This window comes from Nonomuraea sp. NPDC059023, assembly GCF_042740095.1.
Taxonomy (GTDB): domain Bacteria; phylum Actinomycetota; class Actinomycetes; order Streptosporangiales; family Streptosporangiaceae; genus Nonomuraea.
The window spans coordinates 99354-121284 of the sequence record NZ_JBHYIO010000009.1; the positions used below are offsets into that span (position 1 = coordinate 99354).

Annotated in this window: 15 protein-coding genes; 5 read left to right on the top strand and 10 right to left on the bottom strand. The window is 72.6% G+C overall.

From position 1 onward, the window contains the following. Position 1: 1 nt before the first annotated feature. Genes ACFWYW_RS17520 through ACFWYW_RS17535 form a run of 4 tightly spaced genes read right to left on the bottom strand, consistent with a single transcriptional unit; the run spans position 2 to position 5761 of the window. Positions 2 to 2665 (bottom strand): ATP-binding cassette domain-containing protein, encoded by a 2664-nt coding sequence (locus ACFWYW_RS17520; protein ID WP_379620002.1) that lies wholly within the window; start codon positions 2663 to 2665, stop codon positions 2 to 4. After that, positions 2662 to 3822, bottom strand: coding sequence for an OmpA family protein (locus ACFWYW_RS17525; protein WP_379620004.1), 1161 nt, complete (start codon positions 3820 to 3822; stop codon positions 2662 to 2664). The genes ACFWYW_RS17520 and ACFWYW_RS17525 overlap by 4 nt, the downstream gene beginning before the upstream one ends. Further along, a complete protein-coding gene (locus ACFWYW_RS17530; RefSeq protein ID WP_379620006.1) occupies positions 3819 to 5015 on the bottom strand; it encodes a hypothetical protein in 1197 nt (398 codons plus the stop codon). Before ACFWYW_RS17530 ends, ACFWYW_RS17525 begins: the two co-directional genes overlap by 4 nt. Then, positions 5012 to 5761, bottom strand: a complete 750-nt coding sequence (locus ACFWYW_RS17535; RefSeq protein ID WP_379620007.1) for a hypothetical protein — start codon at positions 5759 to 5761, stop codon at positions 5012 to 5014. The genes ACFWYW_RS17530 and ACFWYW_RS17535 overlap by 4 nt, the downstream gene beginning before the upstream one ends. 84 nt (positions 5762 to 5845) lie before the next feature. On the opposite strand from ACFWYW_RS17535, the gene ACFWYW_RS17540 reads away from it, so the two are divergent. Next, the gene (locus tag ACFWYW_RS17540; RefSeq protein WP_379620008.1) at positions 5846 to 6553 is read left to right on the top strand and encodes an NUDIX domain-containing protein; all 708 of its coding nucleotides are present in this window, start codon (positions 5846 to 5848) and stop codon (positions 6551 to 6553) included. A gap of 42 nt (positions 6554 to 6595) precedes the next feature. Here ACFWYW_RS17540 and ACFWYW_RS17545 read toward each other — a convergent pair whose 3' ends face one another. Together ACFWYW_RS17545 and ACFWYW_RS17550 are read right to left on the bottom strand one after the other, a co-directional pair. Continuing rightward, the gene (locus tag ACFWYW_RS17545) at positions 6596 to 8485 is read right to left on the bottom strand and encodes a hypothetical protein (RefSeq protein WP_379620009.1); all 1890 of its coding nucleotides are present in this window, start codon (positions 8483 to 8485) and stop codon (positions 6596 to 6598) included. Between the two features lie 15 nt (positions 8486 to 8500). Next, positions 8501 to 9028 (bottom strand): hypothetical protein, encoded by a 528-nt coding sequence (locus ACFWYW_RS17550; protein ID WP_379620011.1) that lies wholly within the window; start codon positions 9026 to 9028, stop codon positions 8501 to 8503. A gap of 88 nt (positions 9029 to 9116) precedes the next feature. On the opposite strand from ACFWYW_RS17550, the gene ACFWYW_RS17555 reads away from it, so the two are divergent. Then, positions 9117 to 10811, top strand: coding sequence for a hypothetical protein (locus tag ACFWYW_RS17555; protein WP_379620013.1), 1695 nt, complete (start codon positions 9117 to 9119; stop codon positions 10809 to 10811). On the opposite strand, the gene ACFWYW_RS17560 is transcribed toward ACFWYW_RS17555, so the two are convergent. Beyond that, positions 10786 to 13410 carry an AAA family ATPase gene (locus tag ACFWYW_RS17560; RefSeq protein ID WP_379620015.1) on the bottom strand — a complete coding sequence of 875 codons (2625 nt, stop codon included), beginning with the start codon at positions 13408 to 13410 and terminating at the stop codon, positions 10786 to 10788. The genes ACFWYW_RS17555 and ACFWYW_RS17560 overlap by 26 nt on opposite strands. 68 nt (positions 13411 to 13478) lie before the next feature. On the opposite strand from ACFWYW_RS17560, the gene ACFWYW_RS17565 reads away from it, so the two are divergent. Beyond that, on the top strand, positions 13479 to 14570 hold the full coding sequence (locus ACFWYW_RS17565; RefSeq protein WP_379620017.1) for an epoxide hydrolase family protein: 1092 nt from the start codon (positions 13479 to 13481) through the stop codon (positions 14568 to 14570). Here ACFWYW_RS17565 and ACFWYW_RS17570 read toward each other — a convergent pair. Next, entirely contained in the window at positions 14567 to 16357 is a 1791-nt protein-coding gene (locus tag ACFWYW_RS17570; RefSeq protein ID WP_379620019.1) for an APC family permease, read from the bottom strand. The genes ACFWYW_RS17565 and ACFWYW_RS17570 overlap by 4 nt on opposite strands. A 626-nt stretch (positions 16358 to 16983) precedes the next feature. On the opposite strand from ACFWYW_RS17570, the gene ACFWYW_RS17575 reads away from it, so the two are divergent. Continuing rightward, positions 16984 to 17244, top strand: coding sequence for an SAV_915 family protein (locus tag ACFWYW_RS17575; protein ID WP_379620021.1), 261 nt, complete (start codon positions 16984 to 16986; stop codon positions 17242 to 17244). Further along, positions 17244 to 18551: a diaminopimelate decarboxylase gene (lysA, locus tag ACFWYW_RS17580; RefSeq protein ID WP_379620023.1), complete on the top strand. Its 1308-nt coding sequence runs from the start codon at positions 17244 to 17246 to the stop codon at positions 18549 to 18551. The genes ACFWYW_RS17575 and lysA overlap by 1 nt, the downstream gene beginning before the upstream one ends. Positions 18552 to 18739: 188 nt before the next feature. Here lysA and ACFWYW_RS17585 read toward each other — a convergent pair whose 3' ends face one another. Beyond that, positions 18740 to 19408: a response regulator gene (locus ACFWYW_RS17585; protein ID WP_379618483.1), complete on the bottom strand. Its 669-nt coding sequence runs from the start codon at positions 19406 to 19408 to the stop codon at positions 18740 to 18742. Next, positions 19405 to 21780, bottom strand: a complete 2376-nt coding sequence (locus ACFWYW_RS17590; protein ID WP_379641011.1) for a DUF4118 domain-containing protein — start codon at positions 21778 to 21780, stop codon at positions 19405 to 19407. The genes ACFWYW_RS17585 and ACFWYW_RS17590 overlap by 4 nt, the downstream gene beginning before the upstream one ends. Positions 21781 to 21931 lie beyond the last annotated feature (151 nt).

A 21931-nucleotide genomic window follows, 5' to 3' on the forward strand; every position in this document is an offset into this window, starting at 1 on the left:
CTCACCCCCAGCCGACGCCGCGTCCGGGGGTGAGGCGGGACGAGAGCACCGCGACCGCGATCAGGGAGTACGCGACCGCCAGCGCGGCGCACATGGCCAGGTCGAAGAACCACTGCCCGGAGGTGTGCGCCCACAGGGCCTCCCGCTCGCCGGGCAGGCCGGTGAGGGAGGCGGCGGCGGCCAGGCCCCACCGGTCGGGCAGCAGCGCGGCGGTCACGGCGAGCGCGCCGCCGCCGGACAGGTCCGCGGTGGAGCCGTTCAGGGCGATCTGGGCGACCGAGGTGAGGGTGACGGCGAGCACGGCCTGTTCCAGCTTGCGCACCGAGACCGAGATGAGCAGCCCGAGTGACATGGCCGACACCGACAACACCGCCAGCACCAGGAAAAGGTCCAGCGTGGGCGTCGTCCACAGGGACGCGGCCGGTCCCGGGCGGATCCAGGTGAAGACCAGCGCCATGATCAGCGCCTGCAGGATCGCCACGGCGGCGAAGACCTGCCATTTCGCCGCGAGCACGGCGGTGACCAGGACGCCGGTGCGGTGTTCGCGGGTGATCGTGCCCATCTCGGCGACGATGTCGCTGTAGGTGAGCGCCTGCCCGCTGAGCATCGCCAGCGTGGTGAGCAGGCTGATCGCGGTGACCGCGTCGCCCGAGGCGCCCTTGCCGAGGCCGTCGGGGCCGGTGACCCAGGCGGCCAGCGCCGCGGAACCGGCCGCGACCAGGAACGGCATCAACGCCACCGCCCATCTCCTGACCGGCCCGGTCGAACCCGCCCGTACGCCGCGGGTGGCCAGCAAGGCGACCTGGCGCGACAGCAGCACGCGCCACTGGCGGGTGAACGTGGCCGGCGGCCGTCTGCGCCTGACCCTCGGGCCCGGCCGGGCGTCGGCGCCGCCTGCCCGGATGTGGGCGGCCGCGTCGCGAGCTTCGGCGTCGGCCTGGCGGCTGCCGTACCGGATGGCGAAGCTGTCGGCCTGGACGTCGAGGTCCTTCATCAGCGCGGCCCAGCGCTCGCGCTCGAGGTCGGGCAGGACCCGCTCGGGCGGGCCGTAGAAGACGGGCCTGCCCTGTTTGACCACGACGAGGACCTGGTGGGCCTGGCCGAGGTGTTCGACGGCGTGTGTGACGATCATGACGGTGGCCTCGTGGGTCTCGGCGTAGTCGCGAAGGAAGGTCATCACCTCGTGGTCGAGCCCGGGGTCGAGGCCCGAGGTCGGCTCGTCGAGGAGCAGGAGCGTCGGTTTGTTCAGCAGCTCCATCGCGATCGACACGCGGCGCTGCTGGCCACCCGACAGGGCGCTGACGCGGTAGTGGCGGCGTTCGTCGAGCTTGAGGTCGCGGCAGACCTCGCCCACGCGCGTCCCGGCGCGGCGGCCGGGCCCGCGCAGGCGGTAGGCGTAACGCAGGAGCTGGTCGACGGTGAGCGTGGCCAGCAGGTCCGTGCCCTGCGGCACGAACCCGAGCCGCTCCCTGATCTGCGGCCCGTGCGCGGCCAGCGACAGCCCCTCGAAGTACAGCTCGCCCGCGCTCAGCGGCAGCTCGCCCAGCAGCGCGCTGAACAACGAGCTCTTGCCCGCCCCCGACGGCCCGAGTATCGCCAGCAGCGTGCTCTCCGGCTGCACGAACGACATGTCCCTGATCCGGTAGTACTGGTCGGTGCTCGCCTCCAGCCCGAAGGCGACGACCTTGCGTTCGCCGAGCCTGCTGACGTCGAGCGCGTCGAGACCGGGCAGCACGTAGTAGCGGTACTCGCCGAAGTCGAAGTGGTCGCCCGGCGCGAGCAGCGCCTCGCGTACCGCGCCGCCGCCGATGTAGGGGCCGTTGCCCCGGCCGAAGTCGCGCAGCCGCAGGTGCTCGCCGTCGCGGGCGAGGCGGAAGTGCCGGGGTGCCGCATAAGGCTCCCCCAGCCGGTACGGCTCCGCCGAGTCGGCCCCGAACACGTTCTCCCCCGGCCCCAGGGCGATGCGGAAGGCCGGCGGGCGTACCGGCTCCACCTCGACCGGCGGCGCCACCGTGGCCGCCCGCCTGACCCAGGCCGGCGCCTGCCCGCCGAAGCGGAGCTGGTCGGCGACCCACGCCTTGTCCGGGTGGAAGCGCAGCAGGGAACGCAGGTAGGCGTCGAGCCTGCGGCCGTACAGGCGTTCGGCCAGCCGTACCCGGGCCGAGGCGACCTCCAGCGACTGCTCGCGCAGCGCCTCGGTCCGCACCCGGTCGGCGGTGGCCGCGTCGAGCGCGGCCTTGGCGCGCGCGGCCACCTCGCGGGCGGCGGCGAGCCGGCGGGCGCGGTGGCGGCGGCGGCGCGCGCGCACGACGACGACGTCGAGCCCGGTGTCACCGGGACGCCGCTCGCCCTCCTCCTCGGCGGTGAGCGGGCGTGCGAGCGCGGCCACCCTGGCGTCGGCCAGGCGGCTGATCTCGCGGGCGGCCGCCTCGCGGGAGCCGGCCTCGGCGATCAGGCCGGGCAGGGGCGCGATCTGGCGCTGGTGGCGGATGTACTCCTGGTGGTAGACCTGCTGCGCCTCGCCGATGATGACGTCGCGGTGCGGCGAGCTGATCGGCTGGGGACGCGGGGTCTTGGGCCGGTCGGGGATCTGGCGCAGACCGTCGCGCAGGCCGTGCCACCAGTCGCTCCAGCGGGTACGCACGTCGTAGGCGAGCGGTTTCATGGTTTCGGGCATCGTTCCCGCCGGATGACGACCTTGCGGTTCTGGTTGGCCTTGGCCGGGTCGAGCCGGCCGTCGGGCAGGGTGTCGTCGACACGGTCATCCCAGTCGGTGCCGACGCCCCTGGCGGTGATCTTGTTCCCCGGCACGCCCAGGGAGACGAGGATCTGCTTGACCTTGTCCGCCCTGGCCTGGGAGAGCGGGCGGTTGATCGCGTCGCCGCCCTCGGAGGAGGTGATGCCGATCAGCTCGACGGGCCGGCCGGCGTCGGCGAGGTCGGGGGCGAGCTCACGCAGCGTGGCCGTGGCCGCGGCGGGGTGGCGGAAGTCCGCTTTGCCGCGGATGAAGCCGACGTCTCCGGCGTTCCGCAGGACGAGGTCGCCGCAGGGCCGAATCGGCGTCGGCGTGGGCATGGCGATCGTCGCGACCGGGGGCAGTCCCGGCATGGCCGAGGGCTGGCCCGGGCCCGTCGTGATCTCGGCGCAGGCGGCGCCCGCGGCCGTGGCGGCCTTGGTCCAGATCGCGCCCAGGTTCTCGCTCACCCTCGGCGGCAGGTCCACCTGCGGGTCGGCGGCCAGTCCCAGCCCGTCGAACAGCACGCGCCGCCCGGTCAGGTCGGGCAGCAGCTTTCCGCCGACGAGGTGGTCGGTGAGGTCGTCGGGGTCGGCGTCCAGCACGCCGTCTTGCGTGAAGTCCAGGTCGCCCTCAGTGGCCAGCGCGGAGTCGACCACGACGATGCTGCCGCCCTCCCCCGCCATGCGGGCGGCCACCTCCAGCGCCTTGAGCACGTCCGCCTCCGCCTTCACGGCCTTGGCCTGCGCGTTGATCGCGGCGGAGATGTCGGTGACGTGCCGGTTCACGCTCGCCTCCAGCGCGGGCGTGTTGGCGGCGGAGGAGGCGAACCGGGTGGAGTAGATCGGCTGCGGGTCCCCGTCGAGCCGGACGGCGTACACGCTGTGGCGCGCCATGAGGACCTTCCTGATGAGGGCGTTGAGCTCGGGGGAGATCACGGGCGCGGGCGAGTTCGACCGGGCGCCGATCACCAGCGCCAGCGAGCCGCCGTCGCCGACGCAGGCCAGCGGCTTGGCGGGCGGCTGGTCCACGCCGCACGCGGTCAGCGCGGCCGTCAGCGCGACGCCCGCGAGCGCGGTTCTTCTCATGGGTCCTTCTTCCAGTGCGGGCGGTGGTCGGACTGGAACATCGCGTTGGTGGCGCTGGGGTCCTGGTGGTACGCCGCGTGGTGGACCCGGACCATCTGCTTCAGCTCCTCGGCGAGCGCGGCACGGGTGCCCATCTCGGCCAGATGCCGCTGCCTGGCCTCGCGCAACTCCTCGGCGTACTGCATGCGCTCGCTCTGCGCCCTGCTCAGCCGGGCGCTGGAGGCCGCGGCGGCCTCGGTGACGGTGCGCAGGTTGCGCATCGCGCGGGCGTAGTCGGAGCGGGCCGGATGCGTCGTCAGGTAGCCGCCGAGCGCGGCGACCAGGCCGGTCGCCAGGTAGAGCGCGAGGAAGACGCCGGCCATCCCGAGGGCGGCCGGCAGGCCGGGAGCGGCGGCGGGGCCGCCGATGACGATCGCGGGCGGCTCGCCGGCGTCGCCGAAGAAGTAGCGCAGCGCGGCGGCGCCCACGCCCAGCACCAGCCAGACCAGGAAGCAGAGCACGACCCATCGGATCCGCCGCTTGGTCCCGGCGCTCGCCTCGCGGGCCTGGACGCCGATCTGGTGGCTCAGGTACAGGGCGGTGCTGGTCAGCCCGGCCACGATCAGCGCCCCGGCCACCGGGGGCAGGTCGGCCAGCAGGATCTGCATGACCTGCCAGAACGCGGCGGCGTCCGCGCCCGCCGCCAGCACCAGCGCCACCACGTGCAGGAACGTCGCCGGTGAGCGCCCGGCCAGCAGCGGCGGGTCGGCGAACCCCGGCCGCGCCGGATCCTGGCCGGTCAGGCGGTCCCTGGCCGAGTCCACCGCGGTCCTGGCGTCGGCCAGGCGGCGCTGGAGGTAGGCGTCGCTCTTCTCGTACTGGGCGAGGGCCGGCTCGATCGTGTTGATCCTGGCCACGCTCTCCACCTGGAAGCCCGCGTACTCGGCGGCGGCCTGGTGCTGCCAGGTCTCGTGCCAGGCGTTGATCAGGTTGTCGAGTGATCCCGCGGTGAGCTCGTCGGTGCCGGGCGCGAGCCGGTCGGCGTACGACTGGGTCAGCACCAGATGTCCGGCCCGGTCGACCGGCGTCGGCCGGAAGGTGTTGCGGGACGGTGGCGGCGCGTGCGCCTCCTGGAACGGCATGCCGCCCAGGCCGGTGATGCGCAGGTCCCGCCTGCGCAGCCACCACCGCCTGAACGCCTGGAACACCCTCATGCGCTCTCCGTCGGTTCGTCGCGGATCCATCGGGGCAGTTCGGGCGCGCTCAGCTTGAACAGCAGGTTGAGCGGCCCGGGATCGGGATGCCGGGCCAGCAGCCCGGTCAGGTACACCGCGCGCCGCCGCCGGAAGTGCTCGTGCACGCGCAGCGCCCGTGCCCGCGCCACCCGCGGCCGCAGCTCCTGCCGCTCGGCGAGCGAGACGGCCCGCTCTCTCTGCTCGTCGAGGCGGGCGTGCAGGTCCTCGAAGGCGCGCAGCGCCCGTAGCCGGGCGTTCTCTCTGGCGGTACGGCGGCGCCGTTCGATCAGCGCGTCCGGATGGGTGAGCGGGTCGAGCTCGGCCGGTCCCCTGCGCAGGTCGTCCTTGGTCAGGGACCGCGCGCACTCCTCCTCGGCCAGGCGCAGCCGGTGCCCGGCCTCTTCCAGCTCCCTGGCCAGCGCGTCCTCGGCGGCCACGGCCTGGCCGTGCAGCTCGCCGAGCCTGGCCAGCTCGTCGTCCCTGGCGACCCGCTCGGCGGCGATGCGTTCGAGTGCCTCGCTGGTCAGCATGGCCAGGTAGGCGGTCTCGGGTGCGGGCGCGCCGTCCTCGCCCTCCTCGGCCACGTGGCGCAGGAGGTCGGCCAGAAGCTTGCGCCGGCCGTCGCGCCTTCCCGCGGACTGGTCGGCGCGCCGTGTTTCCGGCGGGTAGGGGATGGCTTCCTCGGGAGGGCCTGCCCAGCTCGCCGTGTCACCTAGATCACCCATCAGGCTTTTCTCTAACTTTAGGTCGATGTGACCTTATCAAGGGGGCGATGTTTAGGTCAAGATGACCTTAGGTATTCTCTAGGAGTGTCCAAGTACGACGGGACGGCGCCGGTCGCGGTGACGGTCGATCTGGTGATCTTCACGCTCCGCGAATCCGCCCTGCAGGTCCTGCTCATCGAGCGCGGTAAACCGCCCTTCATGGGCGGGCTCGCGCTGCCGGGCGGGTTCGTCCGCGACCACGAGGACCTGCGCGGGGCCGCCTTGCGCGAACTGGGCGAGGAGACCGGGGTCGACGGCGGCAAGCTCCACCTGGAGCAGCTCCGCACCTTCGGCACCCCGGGCCGCGACCCGAGGGTCCGCACCTTCACCGTCGCCTACCTGGCCCTCGGCCCCGACCTCCCCGCCCCCGTGGCCGGCACCGACGCCGCCCACGCCCGCTGGATGCCCGTGGCCCAGGCGCTGTCGCCCTCGGTCGAGCTGGCCTTCGACCACCGGGCGATCCTGCGGGAAGGGCTCGACCGGGCGCGGGGCAAGCTGGAGTACACGACCGTGGCGGCGGCCTTCTGCCAGGAGCCGTTCACGCTGGCCGACCTGCGGCATGTGTACGAGGTGGTGTGGGACCTGGACCTCGACCCGAGCAACTTCCGGCGCAAGGTCCTGAAGGCTGACGACTTCGTGGTGCCTACCGGGGCGTTCCGAGCGCCGGAGGTGGGCCGGCCCGCCGAACTGTACCGCCGCGGCCGAGCCGAACTCCTCTATCCCCCAATGGTCCGCACCACCACCCCCACCTGAGCCCCACTCCGGCCAGCGCTCCTCTGCCTGCCGCCGCCCGGGTCAGGTGGGGGTGGGTGGGGTGTCCAGGGCGCCCAGGGTGATCAGGTGGAGGACGAACTCGGCGGCGTTGCGGGCCGCCCTTGCCTGGTGGCGCTTGGTCTTGCCCACTCCCCAGTCGCTGATCGCCTTGATGACGATCCAGTCGGCCCGGTGTTTCGCGGCGGCGGCGTACACCCCGGCGCCTTCCATCTCGCCGCCCAGCGCGTCGGGGTGGGCGGCGATCAGGCGGTTCCGCTCCTCCTCGGAGTTGAGCAGCGTGTTGCCGGAGAGCATGACCCCTATGTGGGGCTTCATGGCGTCCACCGCGTAGCAGGCGTTGAGCAGTTTGACCGACGGCTCCGCGCGGGCGCCCCTCGGGATCTCGACCGGGCCCGACTCGCCGTCGACGATCTTCTTGAGGTCCAGAACCCGGAGCTGGCCGGCGACCAGTACGTCGCCGATCCGCTGCGGGCCCTTGCGCAGCCCGTAACAGATGCCGGTGAGGATGACGTAGTCCGGCCGCAGGTCCTCGATGAGGGTCTGGGCGGTGAGCATGGCGCCGGCGGTGGCGGTGGTGCCGGGTTCGGATCGGGCGAGCAGGATGGTGGCCTTACTGACCACGCCGAGGTTGAAGACGACGTGCGGGCCACGGAAGTCCACCTCGGGCGCGTGTTCGGTGTGTGCGCGCACCACGGCCTTGACCTGCTCGTACTCCACGCTGGTGGCCACCAGGAGCAGTACCTTCGTCGTGGCGTCCATCGCGGTCAGCTCCTTGTCGAGGTTGGCGCGGCGACGGCGGCGGGCCGCCAGGTACCAGCGGCCCGCGGTCAGCACGACCAGGACGCCGGTGAGGGCCACGATGCTGGTGAACCAGCCGGTGACGACGACTTCCGGCGTCGCGGGGCTCAGGTGGGGCGGGTCGGTCAGCAGGAGGCGCTGGGAGAGCCAGCGCAGGGCCGTCCAGTAGGTGGCGGGGCGGCCCGCGCAGTCGTTCCCGCAGGCTTCGGCCTCGGAGTCGGCGACCAGCGCCGCTTCGACGAACACGAGGGTGGCACCGGCGAACAGGTACAGCAGGAGGCCGGAGACGGCTTCGCGTTCGCTGGGCTCCCGCGGGTGCGCCCGGGGCAGGGAGACGAGAAAGGCCAGGCCGTCTCCCTGGTCGTCCAGTCGGGCGTGCCTGGCCCGCGCGAGGAAGGCGGTGCGCATGGCCTCCGTGGTGACGCCGTTCAGCACGCACACGAGGCTGCCCCGGTCCTCCCCCCAGCCTCCGGGCAGCGCCGCCAGCCGGTCCACGATCGCCTTGATCAGCGGCTCGGCGCGCTCGAACCGCGCCTGGTGGCAGACGGCGACGGACCAGTGCTCGCCGCGCAGTTCCTCAGTGGTGACGCGGTGGTCGCGCCCGCGTTCCACGACTGGGCGCAGGACCTGCCACACCAGGTTGAGCGCCATGGCGACCAGGACCCCGGCCACGTGGAAGACGCCCAGCACGGGCAGAGTGAGCACCACGACCAGCCACTCTTGCCGGACCAGCGCGAGCGGGATGAGCGCCAGGCTGAGCAGGAGCAGGAGGGCCGGCGGGGTGAAGGCGACGAACACGTCCCAGAACCGGTCGGCCAGGCGTAGCCCTGCGCCTCTGGTCCCGCGAGGCGGGCGGCGGCGGAGTGGGGGTTCCAGCATCGCGAACTCGTTCTCGCCGCGCCAGACGAGGCGGCCTTCGAGGGCGGCGCCGTACAGCTGGAGTGAGAGCGGAGCGCGGGAGCGGATGGCGCCGAAGACGCCGCGCGGCCGGGCGGTGCGCCGGACCTGACGGCCGTGTTCGGCGGTGCGGGCGGCTCGGGCGGCGGCCCGTGCCTGGGCGAAGGTCACGGCGGGCGTGTAGGCGCGGCCGGGGTCAGCGTGGTCCGCGGACATGGTCGATCGTAGGCATCAGACCTGCCCGCTCATGGTGTTTCTGATGAAGTGCGCGCCCAGGATCAGGGTTCCGCTCGCCTCGACCGCGATGAGCATCATGAGTTCGGCGGAGTGCGGGGCGTTCATCCAGGCGACCGAGAGTGCTATGAAGGCGGTGAGGCAGAACAGGGTGAGGTCCACGGCTAGCTGGAGGATCTTGCGCTGTCCCCGGCGCGGGTCGCCGCGGTGGCGGTGTTCCCAGGTGAACACGCCGTCGGGCGGGTGGCCGAGCCGTACCAGTTCGGGCGTGATCGCGTGCTGGATGTGCCGTCCGATGGCGGTGATGCGGTCGTCGTTGATGAGATAGGTCCAGCCGAGGATCATGCAGACCGGCGGGAGCAGGGTGAGCATGGCGGACGCGCCCGTCTCGATGGCCCCCGCGATCACCAGGGCGAACGCGCCGAGCGAGGTGTAGACGAGGTTGTCGCGGGTGGAGATGCGCAGCCGCTGCTCTTCTTTGAGGTGCTCGTACTCCAGGAGCAGCAGGCCCGAGTCGTCCCGCATACAGCCTCCTTCCCGTTTTAGGTCAGTTCGACTATAAGGAACGTCGTACGATAAGGTCAAGGTGACCTTTAAGGTGAGGGGTGAGCCGATGACGTGGTGGCTGGGCGAGGACGGGTCCCCGCGCGACCTGGTGGTCGTGCTGACGGCGCTGCCCCTGGAGGCCGAGGCGGTCCGCCGGCGGATGCGCAACGTGGAACGCCGCCCGCACCCGTCGGGCACGCTCTTCGACGTCGGCGAGTTGCCCGGTGTGCGGACCGAGGTCGTGCTCGTGGTCACCGGCGACGGCACCAAAGAGGCGGCGATCATCACCGAGCGGGCTATCGAGACGTTCCGGCCCGCCGCCGTCCTGCTGGTGGGCGTGGCCGGCTCGCTCAAGGACAGCGTCGGGCTCGGCGACGTCGTCGTGGCCAAGCGCGTGCACTGCTACGCCGGCGGCAAGGAGACCGCGGAGGGGCTCCTGTCGCGCCCGCGCACGTGGGACGCGGGGTACCGGCTCCTCGCCCTCACCTACGACCTCGACGTCGACTGGCCGGGCGAGCCGCCGCGGGTGCACCACAAGCCGATCGCGTCCGGCGACACGCTGCTGGCCAGTCGCGGCGGCTCGCTCTCCACCCTGCTGAACGAGCGCTTCGAGGACGCGGTGGCCATCGAGATGGAGGGTGCGGGCATGGCCATCAGCGCGCAGCAGCGCGAGACCAACGCGCTGGCCATCCGCGGCATCAGCGACCGCGCCGACGAGCTCAAGCGGGCGGCCGACGCGGGCGGCTCGCAGGAGCGCGCCGCCGACAACGCCGCCGCCTTCGCCGTCGCTCTCATCGCCGCCTTCGCCGCCACGCGCAAGAAGGCCAAGAAGGCCACGACCGTGCCCGGCCACCTCGGCGGGGAGATCCTGGCGGCCAGGCTCGGCGGCGCGGTCAACAGCCTGTGCTTCGGACCGGGCCGTACGCTGCTGGCCGCCGCGCTGAGCGGCCCGATCCGCCGCTGGCGGCTGGACGACGGCGAGGAACTGCCCCCGATCCACGCGGCCACCTGGATGCCACCGCGCTACGGCGTGCGCGTGGCCGCCTCCCCCGGCGGCGGCCCGGTCGTGGTCCGCGACGGCTACCAGTTGCGCGCCCTGCGCCCGGACGAGCCGGATCACCAGCCGGTCTCCCTGGGCAGCGTCACCTACCCCGGCGACCTCTACTTCGCCAGCACCGCCTCCTACGCCCTGCTGTCCTGGGCCACGATCTTCCGCCTCCGTTCGACGGCGACCGGCGCCGACCTGCTCTCCTTCACCGCCGTCGCCGCCTCGATCTCAGCCGACGAGAGCACGCTGGCCGTCGCGAAGGGCCTGGTCAGCGGTGGCAGGAACGTCCAGGTCTACCGGCTGCGGCCCGGCCAGGAGCCCGTGCCCACCGGGCCGCCGATCGAGCTGCACCAGGCGGCCGGCATGGCCCTGCAGATCGCGCTGTCCCCCGACGGCGCCATGCTCGGCGGCATGACCGCGCGCTGGGCCGGCGTCTTCGACGTCGAGCGGGGCGTGCCGATCATGCCGAGGTCGGGCGGCGGGGACCTGTGGAGCCAGTTCTTCCCCGAGGCGATGAGCCTGGTGTGCACCCCGCGCGGGCGGCTGCTGCACATGAGCAAGGGCCGGGTGCTCCAGCTCGACGTCAACCGCCGCGGCGACGCGCCCTTCCTGCCCGGCGGCGGCGGGTACCGGCGCCTGGTCATGAGCCCGGACGGGCTGCTGGCCACCGGCGACGCGTCCGGCTGGGTCAGGGTGCGTCCCTGGCAGGACTGAACTCCGGCAGCGCGGCCAGTTCGGTACGCGAGCTCACGCCCAGCTTGGGAAAGGCCTTGTAGAGGTGCTGGCCCACGGTCCGCGGGCTGAGGAAGAGCCGGGCGGCGATCTCCCGGTTGGCCAGTCCCTGCGCCGCGAGCTGCACGATCTGCCGTTCCTGCGGGGTGAGCGCGGCCAGCGGGTCGCGCGCGCCGGAGCGCGAGGTGGACCATCCGGCCGCGTCGAGCTCGGCCCTGGCCCGCGCCGACCACGGGTGGGCGCCGAGCCGCTCGAAGGTCTGCAGCGCCGAGGTCAGCGGCGGGCGGGCGTCCACGCGGCGGCGGGCCCGGCGGAGCCACTCGCCGTAGAGCAACTGGGTGCGCGCCTGCTCGAACGGGCGCGTGTGCAGCGCCAGCGCGTTCGTGAAGTGCTCCTCCGCCGGTTCGGCCAGGGCGCGGCAGCGGTGGGCGAGCGCGTGCGCCCACGGCTGGTCGAGGATGGCCGTCCACTCGGCGAACCTGGCCAGCGGCTCGACCGCCCGGCTCGGCCGGCCGCAGCGCACCGCCGCCTCCACCAGGTCGGGGACGACGCGCATGGCGGAGATCTGGTTGCGGGCCCTGCCGTACAGGAGGTCCTCGAAGGCGAGCAGCGCCGCCTCGGCGCGGCCGAGACCGAGGTCCAGCAGCGCCCGCGCCTCGCCGAAACCCGCGCACGCGCTCTCGTCGCCCTCGATCGCGCCCAGGTACGCCAGCAGCGCGCCGGCCTGCGTCGCCCACTGCGGCTGGGCGGTGTCGCGGGCGATCCGCACCGCCTCACCGGCGTGGGCGCGGGCGTCGGCGTGCCAGCCGAGCGCGAGCTGAGTGCTCGCCAGGTACGTCAAGGACTGCGGCAACAGGCCGACCCGGCTCTCCTCCCTGGCCTGGGCGGTGGCCCGGGTGGCCAGGTCGTGGGTCTGCCGGTCGGGCTGGGCCAGGCCCAGCGCGCCGACCAGCAGCAGTCCCCGCCGGTCGAGCGCGGCCAGCTCGCGCCCGGCGGCCACCACCTCGGGCAGCGGCGGCAGCCCTTCCACGGGACGGCGCAGGGCGAGCGCGGCGAACCACCGGCACAGCAGGTACACCGGCGTCACCGGATCATCCTCCGGCAGCCGCAGGCCGGCGAGCTGCCGGTCGGTCCTGGCGGCCATGTCGCGGTCGCCGTCGAGCCAGACGAGCGAGGAGGCGTCGAGCAGCAGCCAGACCGCGGCCCGAGGATCGTCGCCGGCGAGGCGGTCGATGCCGATCGACAGCTGTGCGTGGGCGCTCGGCAGCAGTCCCAGCCCGTAGTCGGCGCAGGCGCGCACCCGGATCAGGCGGGCGGCCAGTTCCGGGTCGGCGTAGGCGCCGGTGGCGTGCTCGGCGATGGCGCGGGCGTGGTCGAATCGCCCGCCGTACTCGGCCGCCTCGGCGGCCAGGGTGAGCCGCCTTGCACGGTCGTGCGCGCCGGCGCTGAGCTCGGCGGCCCGCTGGTAGGCGGCGGAGGCGGCCGCTCCGCCGCCGCGCTCGGCCGCCCGTTTGGCCGTGCCCTCCAGCTCGTCGGCGAGCTTCTCGTCGGGCGCGGTCGCGGCGGCTGCCTGGTGCCAGGCCCGGCGGTCGGCGTCGCGCGGGTCGGTCAGGGCTCCGGCCAAGGCAGCGTGTACGGCCAGCCGTACCTCGTCACCGGCGGCGCCCTGAACGGCGGCCCGCACGAGCGGATGCCGGAACCCCAGGCGACGCCCCTCGACCGTGATCAGCCCGCTCTCCTTGATCACCGCCAGGTCGGCGGCGGTGCCGCCCAGCTCGCGACCGGCGGCCAGCACGACGTCGAGGTGGCCGGTGCCGTCGAGGGCGGCCACGGTCAGCAGCGTCCTGGCGGCGGCGGGCAGCGCGTCCGCCCGGTGCTGGAACGCCTCCCGCAGCCGCCCGGTCAGCGGGTGCAGCCCGAGCGACTTGGGCAGCTCGACGAGGGCCAGCGGGTTGCCGCCCGCTTCGGCGAGCACGCGATGGCGCAGCTCGGACGGCAGGTCGCCGGCGGTGGCGTCGAGCAGACCGGCGGCGTCGGCGGGCAGCAGGGCGCCGAGCCTGACCTCGGACAGGCCGGGCGCGGGGAAGCCGGGCTCGCGGGCGGCGAACAGGAGGAAGACGCCATCGGCGTCCAGGCGCCTGGCGGCCACGAGCAGCGCGTCGGCGGAGGCGTGGTCGAGCCAATGGGCGTCGTCGACCAGGCAGAGCAGGCCGCCGTCCGCGGCCAGTTCCGACAGCAGGGACAGCACGCCGAGCCCGACGAGGAAGCGGTCGGCGGCGGCTGGACCGAGGCCGAAGGCGCCGCGCAGCGCGTCGGCCTGGGGCGGCGGCAGGTACGGCAGGTGGCCGAGCACGGGCTGCAGCAGCAGGTGCAACCCGGCGTAGGGCAGTTCGGCCTCGGCCTCGACGCCGGCGCCGCGCAGCACGCGCATCGGGCCCGCGACGGAGGCGGCGTGGTCGAGGAGGGAGGTCTTGCCGATGCCGGGGTCGCCGCGCAGCACCAGAGCGCCGCCGGCGCCCTCGCGGGCCTCCGCCAGCAACTGGCTCAACGCGGCCTGCTCGCCGTCGCGCCCCCACAGCACGTGTCGCAGCCTATTACCTATGAGATGACTCATTCACCACGTTTCGCCCCGGGTCTAATGTCGCGGTCATGACGCCCTTCCAGATCGAGATCCCGCAAGAAGCCCTCGATGACCTGCGCGAACGCCTTCTCCGTACGCGGTGGTCGCCCGAGCTGCCCGGCGCCGGCTGGGAACGCGGCGTACCCGTCGACTACCTCAAGGGCCTGGCCGACTACTGGGCCAACGACTTCGACTGGCGCAAGGCCGAGGCCGAGCTGAACCAGTGGCCGCAGTACCGGACCGAGATCGGCGGTCAGACGGTGCACTTCCGGCACCTGCGCGCCGAGCGCGAGGACGCGCTGCCGCTGCTGCTCCTGCACGACAACCCCGGCGGCATCATCGGCCTGCTCGACGTCCTCACCCCGCTCTCGCGCGACTTCCACATCGTCGCGCCGACCATGCCGGGCTTCGGCTTCTCCACGCCGGTGGCCAGCACCGGCTGGACGGTCCCGCGTACCGCCGGGGTGTTCGCGGAGCTGATGGCGAGCCTCGGCTACGAGCGCTACGGCGCCCACGGCGGAGGCGGCGGCGCCAACCTGTCCATGGAGCTGGGCCGCCAGGTTCCGGAGCGGCTGGCCGGGATCCACGTCAACGCCTACGTCACGATCCCGGCCGGGGACCTGCCCGAGCTGAACGAGGACGAGCAGCGGCGGCTGGGCCTCATCCAGCGCTTCATGCAGGACGGGATGGGCTTCAACATCATCATGACCACGCGGCCGCAGACGATCTCGCACGGCCTGCACGACTCCCCGGTCGGCCAGGCCGCGTGGATCGTGGAGAAGTTCAAGGAGTGGACCGACGGCAGCGCCGAGCTGCCCGAGGACGCCTTCTCCCGCGACCGCATCCTGACCGAGGTCAGCACCCAGTGGTTCACCGGCACCCAGGGCTCGATCTCGCAGAGCTACCGCGACGTCTCCGAGGACCCGAACGCCTGGGGCCCGAAGGCGCCGATCACGGTGCCGACCGCGTTCGCGGTGGCGGCGAGCGACGTGACCGTACGCGGCCTGGCCGAGCAGGAGACGAACGTGGCCCGCTGGACCGAGTTCGACCGCGGCGGCGCGTACCTGGCGCTGGAGCAGCCTGACCTGCTCATCGCCGACCTCCGCGCCTTCTTCGGCTAAACGTACTGGCCCTCGACCGGCTCGGTCAGGCGGAAGCGCATCCGGCACACCACCGCGTCGGTACGCCTGCGCAGCGCCCTGGCCAGGACGGCACCGCGCTGGTTCTGCAACAGCCGCTGCCAGGCGTGCTCCGGCTCCACCTCGGCGATCAGCACGAACACGTGCGCCTCCGGCACCTGCTTGAGGTAGGTGACCAGGGGGTCGTCGAGGCGGCGCCGGGCGTCGAAGAGCTGGACCAGCTCGACGTCGGGGTGCCAGAGCTCCCATTCGGCGACGAAGCGGCGGGCGGCGCCCTCGTCCTCGGGGTGGGCGATGTTGACGGCCACCACGCGGTCGCCGAGCGAGAGGGCGGCGGCCAGCGCGTCGCGGCTGAGCCGGTTGACCGCGTGGACCGGCACCACGACCAGCGAGCGGCGCGGGCGCGGCGGGGTGGGCGTGCGGCCGAGTTCGAGCCGCTCGCCGATCCGCGCGTACGAGCGGTTGACCCACGTCATCGCCGCCACCATCAGCGGCAGGGCGACCACGATGAGCCAGCCGCCCTCGGTGAACTTCGAGACCGTCACCACGATCGCGGCCACGAACGTCAGCAGGGCGCCGAAGCCGTTCAACGCCACCCGCCATTGCCAGCCCGCCGGGCGTTCGGCCAGCCAGTGGCGGACCATGCCGGTCTGGGAGAGCGTGAAGCCGACGAACACGCCGATGGCGAACAGGGGCACGAGCAGGTTCATGTCGCCCTGGGCGACGATCAGCAGGAGGGCGCTGGTGACGGTGAGGAAGGCGATGCCGTACCGGTGGACCTGGCGGTCGGCGCGCAGCGCGAACAGGTGCGGCAGGTTGTTGTCGGCGGCCAGCAACTGGGCCAGCACGGGCAGGCCGCCGAAGGAGGTGTTGGCGGCCAGCGCGAGCAGCACGACCGTGGAGAACTGCACCAGGTAGAACAGCCACCCGTCGCCCAGCGCCGCCTGCGTGACCTGCGCGAGCACCGTCACTCCCTCGACCGGGGCGATCGAGAACTTCTCGATCAGTGCCGCGATGCCGATGAGCATGACCGCCAGCAGCGCGCCCAGCGCGACCTCGGCGTTCTGCGCCCGCCTGACCCTGGGCTGCTTGAAGGAGGGCACCGCGTTGGCGATCGCCTCGACGCCGGTCAGCGAGGCGCAGCCGTTCGCGAACGCCTTCAGCAGCAGGAGCACGCCGACCGTCTGCAGGCTCGTGGCGGTGTGGCCCGGGTCGACGGCGGCCTCGCCACGGATCAGCCCGGCCACGATCACGAGCATGATCGAGCCGATGTAGATCAGCGTGGGCACGATGAACGCGCGGGCGCTGTGGGCGATGCCCTTGAGGTTGATCGCGGTGATGAGCGCCAGCACCCCCAGGCACAGCCACACGGTGTACGGCAGCAGCCCGGGGAAGGCCGAGGTGAGCGCGGCGACGCCGGCCGCCACGGAAACGGCCACGTTGAGCACGTAGTCGATGATGAGCGAGGCCCCGGCCACCAGACCGGCCCTGCGGCCCAGGTAGGCCTTGGCCACGCCGTACGCGCCGCCGCCCTGGGGGAAGGCGGCGATGACCTGCCGATAGGAGAAGGTCAGCACGGCCAGCAGCGCCGCGATGGTCAGCGTGACCGGGATGGTGAATCCGAGGCCGGCGCCGCCGGCGAGGGCCAGGACGAGCACGATCGCCTCGGGACCGTAGGCGACCGACGCCATCGCGTCCAGCGACAGCGCGGCCAGCCCGCCGATGACACTCAGCCGATGCCGGTCACCGGGGGCTTGTACTGCGGACATCGAAGTCCTCCAGAAGTGGGGATGACAGCCTCATGGTCAGCCCAAACCAGACCCACATAGCCGGATATATATGCGTTATTGATGTCTTTAGGGCGGATTAATACACGAAAGGTACGGGCCTCGGGCAGCACTCCCGAGGCTCGTACGTCCAACCGAGCAGCCCGGCGCCCAGCCGACCAGCCGGTGCGCGCTGGTCCCCTGCCGCGTACGGCGCAGCGTGTCCGCCTGAGCCTTGCCCCGGCTCTCGGCCACCGCCTCCGACAGGTTCCCGAAGACGACCGTGAGCCACAGCAATCCGGCCATCAGAACTTGCCCGGATATCGGATGGCCAGGAGGAGGTACACGAGCAGGGCCACCGAGATCAGCAGCCCCACGAGGTTTTCGAGACTCACGCGCTCATGGCAGCTTTCCCCGCGTCGGCCGCACAACCCCCCTTGACGGGATCATCACGATATTTCCCCCGATTCCTTCACCGTGTTGACGCCAGACCGGCCACCCGGGGCCCGATGTCAACCCGGCGTCATCGTTGCGGCCGAACGCGTCTGGATCCCGTAGCGAAGCGGTCACCGGGGCCCTTCTCCGGCCTAGCGTCACATTCGTACGGCTTCTCCCAGGAGGATCACGAAATGTCAGACGTGCCGCTATTTGTCCCGGTCCGCCAGGGCCGGTTCAGCTCTTCGCTCCGGCTGTTCCGCACGGCCGCGGGCAAGCGTACGGCGGTGGCCTTCAGCTCTCCGCTGCGCGTAGCCGCGGTGCTGGGCAGCGAGCAGGCCTGGGTACGGCTCACCGAGCCCGCCCTGCGCGGCATGCTCCGCGACCTCGAGGTCACCGGCGTCGTCGTCGACCCCGCGGGCGTCATGGCCCGCGCCACCGCCGGAGCGGCCTGATGTGCGCCCTCGGCCAGGACCTGGCCGCAGCGACCGAGACCCGGACCCCCTGGCCGTCGACGACGCTCTTCCGCGAGGACGGCGACGCCACGACCGCCGGCGTCTCCCTCATGGAGATCGCCCGCCTCTACGGCACCCCCGCCTACGTCGTGGACGAGGCCGACGTGCGCCGCCGCTGCCGCGAGTACGCCGACGCCCTGCCCGGCGGCACCGTCGCCTACGCGGCCAAGGCGTTCCTGTGCCGGGCGATGGCCGGCTGGGTCCGCGAGGAAGGGCTCAGCCTGGACGTCTGCTCGGGCGGCGAACTGGCCATCGCGCGCTCCGTCGGCTTCCCCGCCGAGCGCGTCATCTTCCACGGCAACGCCAAGACCCCCAGGGAACTGCGTGACGCGGTGGAGGCCGGCGTCGGCCGCCTCGTGATCGACAACCTCGCCGAGGTGCATCGGGTCGCGGCGCTGGTCCCGGAGGGGCGGCGGCAGAAGATCCTCATCCGCGTCATCCCCGACACCGGTGACGCCGTGCCCAGCCAGAAGTTCGGGCTGTCCATCGCCACCGGCGAGGCGGGCGTGGCGGTCGCGCGGGTGCTCGGCCAGCCCGAGCTGGAGCTCGTCGGCCTGCACTGCCACCTCGGTTCGCAGATCGAGACGGCGCGGCCGTACGAGGAGGCGGTGCGGGCGCTGGCCGAGCAGCTCGCGCTCATCCGCGACGCCCACGGCGTGGTCCTGCCGGAGCTGGACCTCGGCGGCGGCCAGGCGATCGCCTACCTGGACTCCGAACGCGGGCTCGACCCCCGGTCCTTCGCCGCGGCGCTCACCGCCGCGCTGGAGGAGCGCTGCGCCGGGCTCGGCCTGCCGGTGCCGCGGCTGATCGTGGAGCCGGGCCGGTCGATCAGCGGCCCGGCGGGGATGACGCTCTACCGCGTCATCGCGGTCAAGCGCGGCGGCGGGCGCGTGTTCGTCGCGGTCGACGGCGGGATGAGCGACAACCCCCGCCCCTCCCTGTACGGCGCGCGCTACACCGTCAGGATGGTCGGCCGGCGCTCCCGCGAGGCCTCGCGCCCGGCCACGGTCGTCGGCCACCACTGCGAGACCGGCGACGTCCTGGCCGAGGACGTCCCGCTGCCCGCCGACGTACGCCCCGGCGACCTGCTCGCCGTGGCCGCCACCGGCGCCTACCACCACTCGATGGCCTCCACCTACAACGCCACCGGCCGGCTCCCCGTCGTCGCGGTGTCGGCCAGGCGAGCCCGCCTGGTCGTCAGATGCGAGGAGCCGGAAGACCTGTTCCTGCGTGAAGTGGGGCTCTGATGGGCATATCGGATTATCTACCCACCCGTGTCGGAAGGAGCATGATGCGGTCGCAGAAGCCGCGCCCCGAAACGCTTGGGCTCCTCGTACTGATCGCCATAGCCGCGGCGATCACCCTCCTTGTGGAGGTTCTTCCTTAGCAATACCGGAGCCGCGCTCGTGAATTCACGAGCGCGGCTTTGGCGCGTTCAGGGCTGGAACCGGTAGCCCATGCCGGGTTCGGTGATCAGGTGCGCGGGGTGGGCGGCGTCGGGCTCCAGCTTGCGCCGCAGCTGGGCCATGTACTGGCGCAGGTAGTGGGTCTCCTTGACGTACTTCACGCCCCAGACCTCGGTGAGGATCTGCCGCTGGCTGACCAGCTTGCCGGGGTTGCGCAGCAGGAGTTCGAGTATGTGCCACTCCGTCGGCGTCAGCCGTACCTCGCCCGAGATGGTTTTGCTGGTCAGATCGACCATGTGCTCGCCCACCTTGACGCGGGCCAGTTCCGACTCGTGCAGGGTGGTGCGGCGGGTGACGGCCCTGATGCGGGCCAGGAGTTCGTCGATGCCGAAGGGCTTGGTGACGTAGTCGTCGGCGCCGGCGTCCAGGGCGTCGACCTTGTCCTGGTTGCCGGCCCGGCCGGACAGCACGATGATCGGGACGGTGGTCCAGCCGCGCAGCCCGTGGATGACGTCCACGCCGTCCAGGTCGGGCAGGCCCAGGTCGAGGATAACCAGGTCGGGGTGCCAGTCGGCGGCCTCGCGCAGGGCCGAGCCGCCGTCGTGGGCCACCGCCACCTCGTAGTGACGGGCGACCAGGTTGATGCGCAGCGCCCGCAGGATCTGCGGCTCGTCGTCGACGACGAGGATCCTGGTCATGCCGCCAGCTCCTTGATGGGCATCGTGAGGATCATGGTGAGACCTCCCCCTGGTGTCTCGTCGGGGACCAGAGTGCCGCCCATCGCCTCGGCCAGGCCCCGGGAGAGAGCCAGGCCCAGGCCGACACCGGTGTGGTTGTCGCGGTCACCCAGTCGTTGGAAAGGCAGGAAGACGCGGTCGTGGGCATCGGGCGGGATGCCGGGACCGCGGTCGATCACCCGGATCTCCACGTGGTCGCCGTGCCAGCTCCCGGTGATGACCACCTTTTTGCCGGGCGGGCTGTAGCGGACCGCGTTGGACATCAGGTTGACCAGCACGCGTTCGAGCAGCGCCGGGTCGGCGATGATCTCGGGCAGTTCGATGGAGATGTCGCCCTCGACCCGCTCGCGCAGCGGGCCCAGGTCGTCGACCGCCCGCGGCACCACCTCTTCGAGCGCCACCGCCTGCAGGCCGACGCCGAGCACCCCGGCCTGCAGGCGGCTCATGTCGAGCAGGTTCGCCACCAGGCGGTCGAGGCGGGCCAGCGACTCCTCGGCCGTGGCCAGCAGTTCGCTGCGGTCCTCGGGGCTCCAGTCGATCTCGTCGTTGCGCAGGCTCTCCACCGCCGCCTTCGCCGAGGCCAGCGGGGTACGCAGGTCGTGGCTGACCGCCGCCAGCAGCGCCGTGCGCATCTTGTCCGCCTCGGCCAGCGGCTTGGCCTGCTCGGCCTCCTCCTCCAGCCGCTGCTGGCGCAGCGCCACCGCGATCTCCGCGGCGAACGACTCCAGCACCCGCCGGTCGGAGGCGTCCAGCAGCCCGCCCCGCGCGGCGAGCACGAGGTCCTCCTCGATCACCACGTCGGTGTCGCCGCCGGACGGCGTCGTGCACGGCGTGCCGCCGGTCGTGGCGACGATGCGCCAGGCCGCCGGGTCGGTGTGGTCGTCGGGCGCACGGCCGGTGTCCGGCAGGCGTTCGAGCAGCGTGACCGAGGTCAGCCCGAACGTCTCCCGCACCCGCACCAGCAGCTCGGAGACCGCCGACTCCCCGCGCAGCACGTGCCCGGCCAGCGTCGAGAGCACCTCCGCGTCCGCGCTCGCGCGCGCCGCCTCCCTGGTACGGCGGGCCGCCAGATCCACGATCGTGGACACCGCCGCCGCCACCAGCACGAACACGATGAGCGCGAAGAGGTTCTCCGGATCGCTGATCGTGAACTCGCCCACCGGTGGCGTGAAGAAGAAGTTGAGCAACAACGACCCGCCCACCGCCGCCGTGATCGCCGGCCACATGCCGCCGATCAGCGCCACCCCGACGGTCATGACCAGGAAGAACAGGATCTCGCTCGGCAGCGACAGGTCATCGCGGAACGGGACGAGCCCCGCCGTCAGCAACGGCATGCCCAGCAGGGCCGTCAGCCAGCCGATCAGCCGCCGGGTGCGGGTGAGCGCCGCCCTGGTGCGCTGCGGCCGGCGGCGCCCCTTCTTCGCCTCCTCGTGCGTGATCATGTGCACGTCGATGGAGCCGGACAGCGCCGTGGTGTCCACGCCGACGCCGCGCGAGAAGATCTGCGCGAACCTGCCGCGCCGCGAGGCGCCGAGCACGAGCTGGGTGGCGTTGACGCCGCGGGCGAAGTCGAGCAGCGCGCGCGGGATGTCGTCGCCGACCACCTGGTGGTAGGTGCCGCCCATGCTCTCGACCAGGGAACGCTGCCTGGCCAGGCTGGCCGGATCGCCGCTGGACAGGCCGTCGGCCCTGGTCACGTGGACCGCGAGCAGGTCGGCGCCCTTGGTGCGGGCGGCGATGCGGGCGGCCCGCCGTACCAGAGTGTCGCCTTCAGGACCGCCGGTCAGGCAGACGACGACGCGCTCGCGCGCCTCCCAGGTGCCCTTGATGCCGTGGTCGCTGCGGTAGCGATCGAGTTGCTCATCGACTTTTCCCGCGACCCACAGCAAGGCCAGCTCGCGCAGGGCGGTGAGGTTGCCGACTCTGAAATAGTTGGACAAGGCGGCATCGACCTTCTCCGGGGCGTAGATGTTGCCGTGGGCCATCCGGCGGCGCAGGGCCTCCGGTGACATGTCGACCAACTCGATCTGCGTGGCACGGCGGACCACCTCGTCGGGGACGGTCTCCCGCTGCGGGATACCGGTGATCTGCTGGACGACGTCGTTGAGCGACTCCAGGTGCTGCACGTTCACGGTGGAGATGACGCTGATGCCGGCGTCGAGGATTTCCTCGATGTCATGCCAGCGCTTGGCGTTCCGGGAGCCGGGGACGTTGGTGTGCGCCAGCTCGTCGATGAGCGCGATCTTCGGCGCGCGCGCCAGGACCGCTTCCACGTCGAGTTCGGTGAAGGTGGCCCCCCGGTGGACCATCGTCTTGCGGGGGATCACCTCCATCCCTTCCAGGAGGTTCTCGGTGAGGGGGCGGCCGTGGGGGGCGGCCCGCCCCCCCCCCCACGCCCCCGCCCCCGCCCCCCCCCCCGCCCCGCCCCCCCCCAGACCCCCGCATTTACCACCCCCCAGATCGGGGCCCCCCGATGACCCCCCC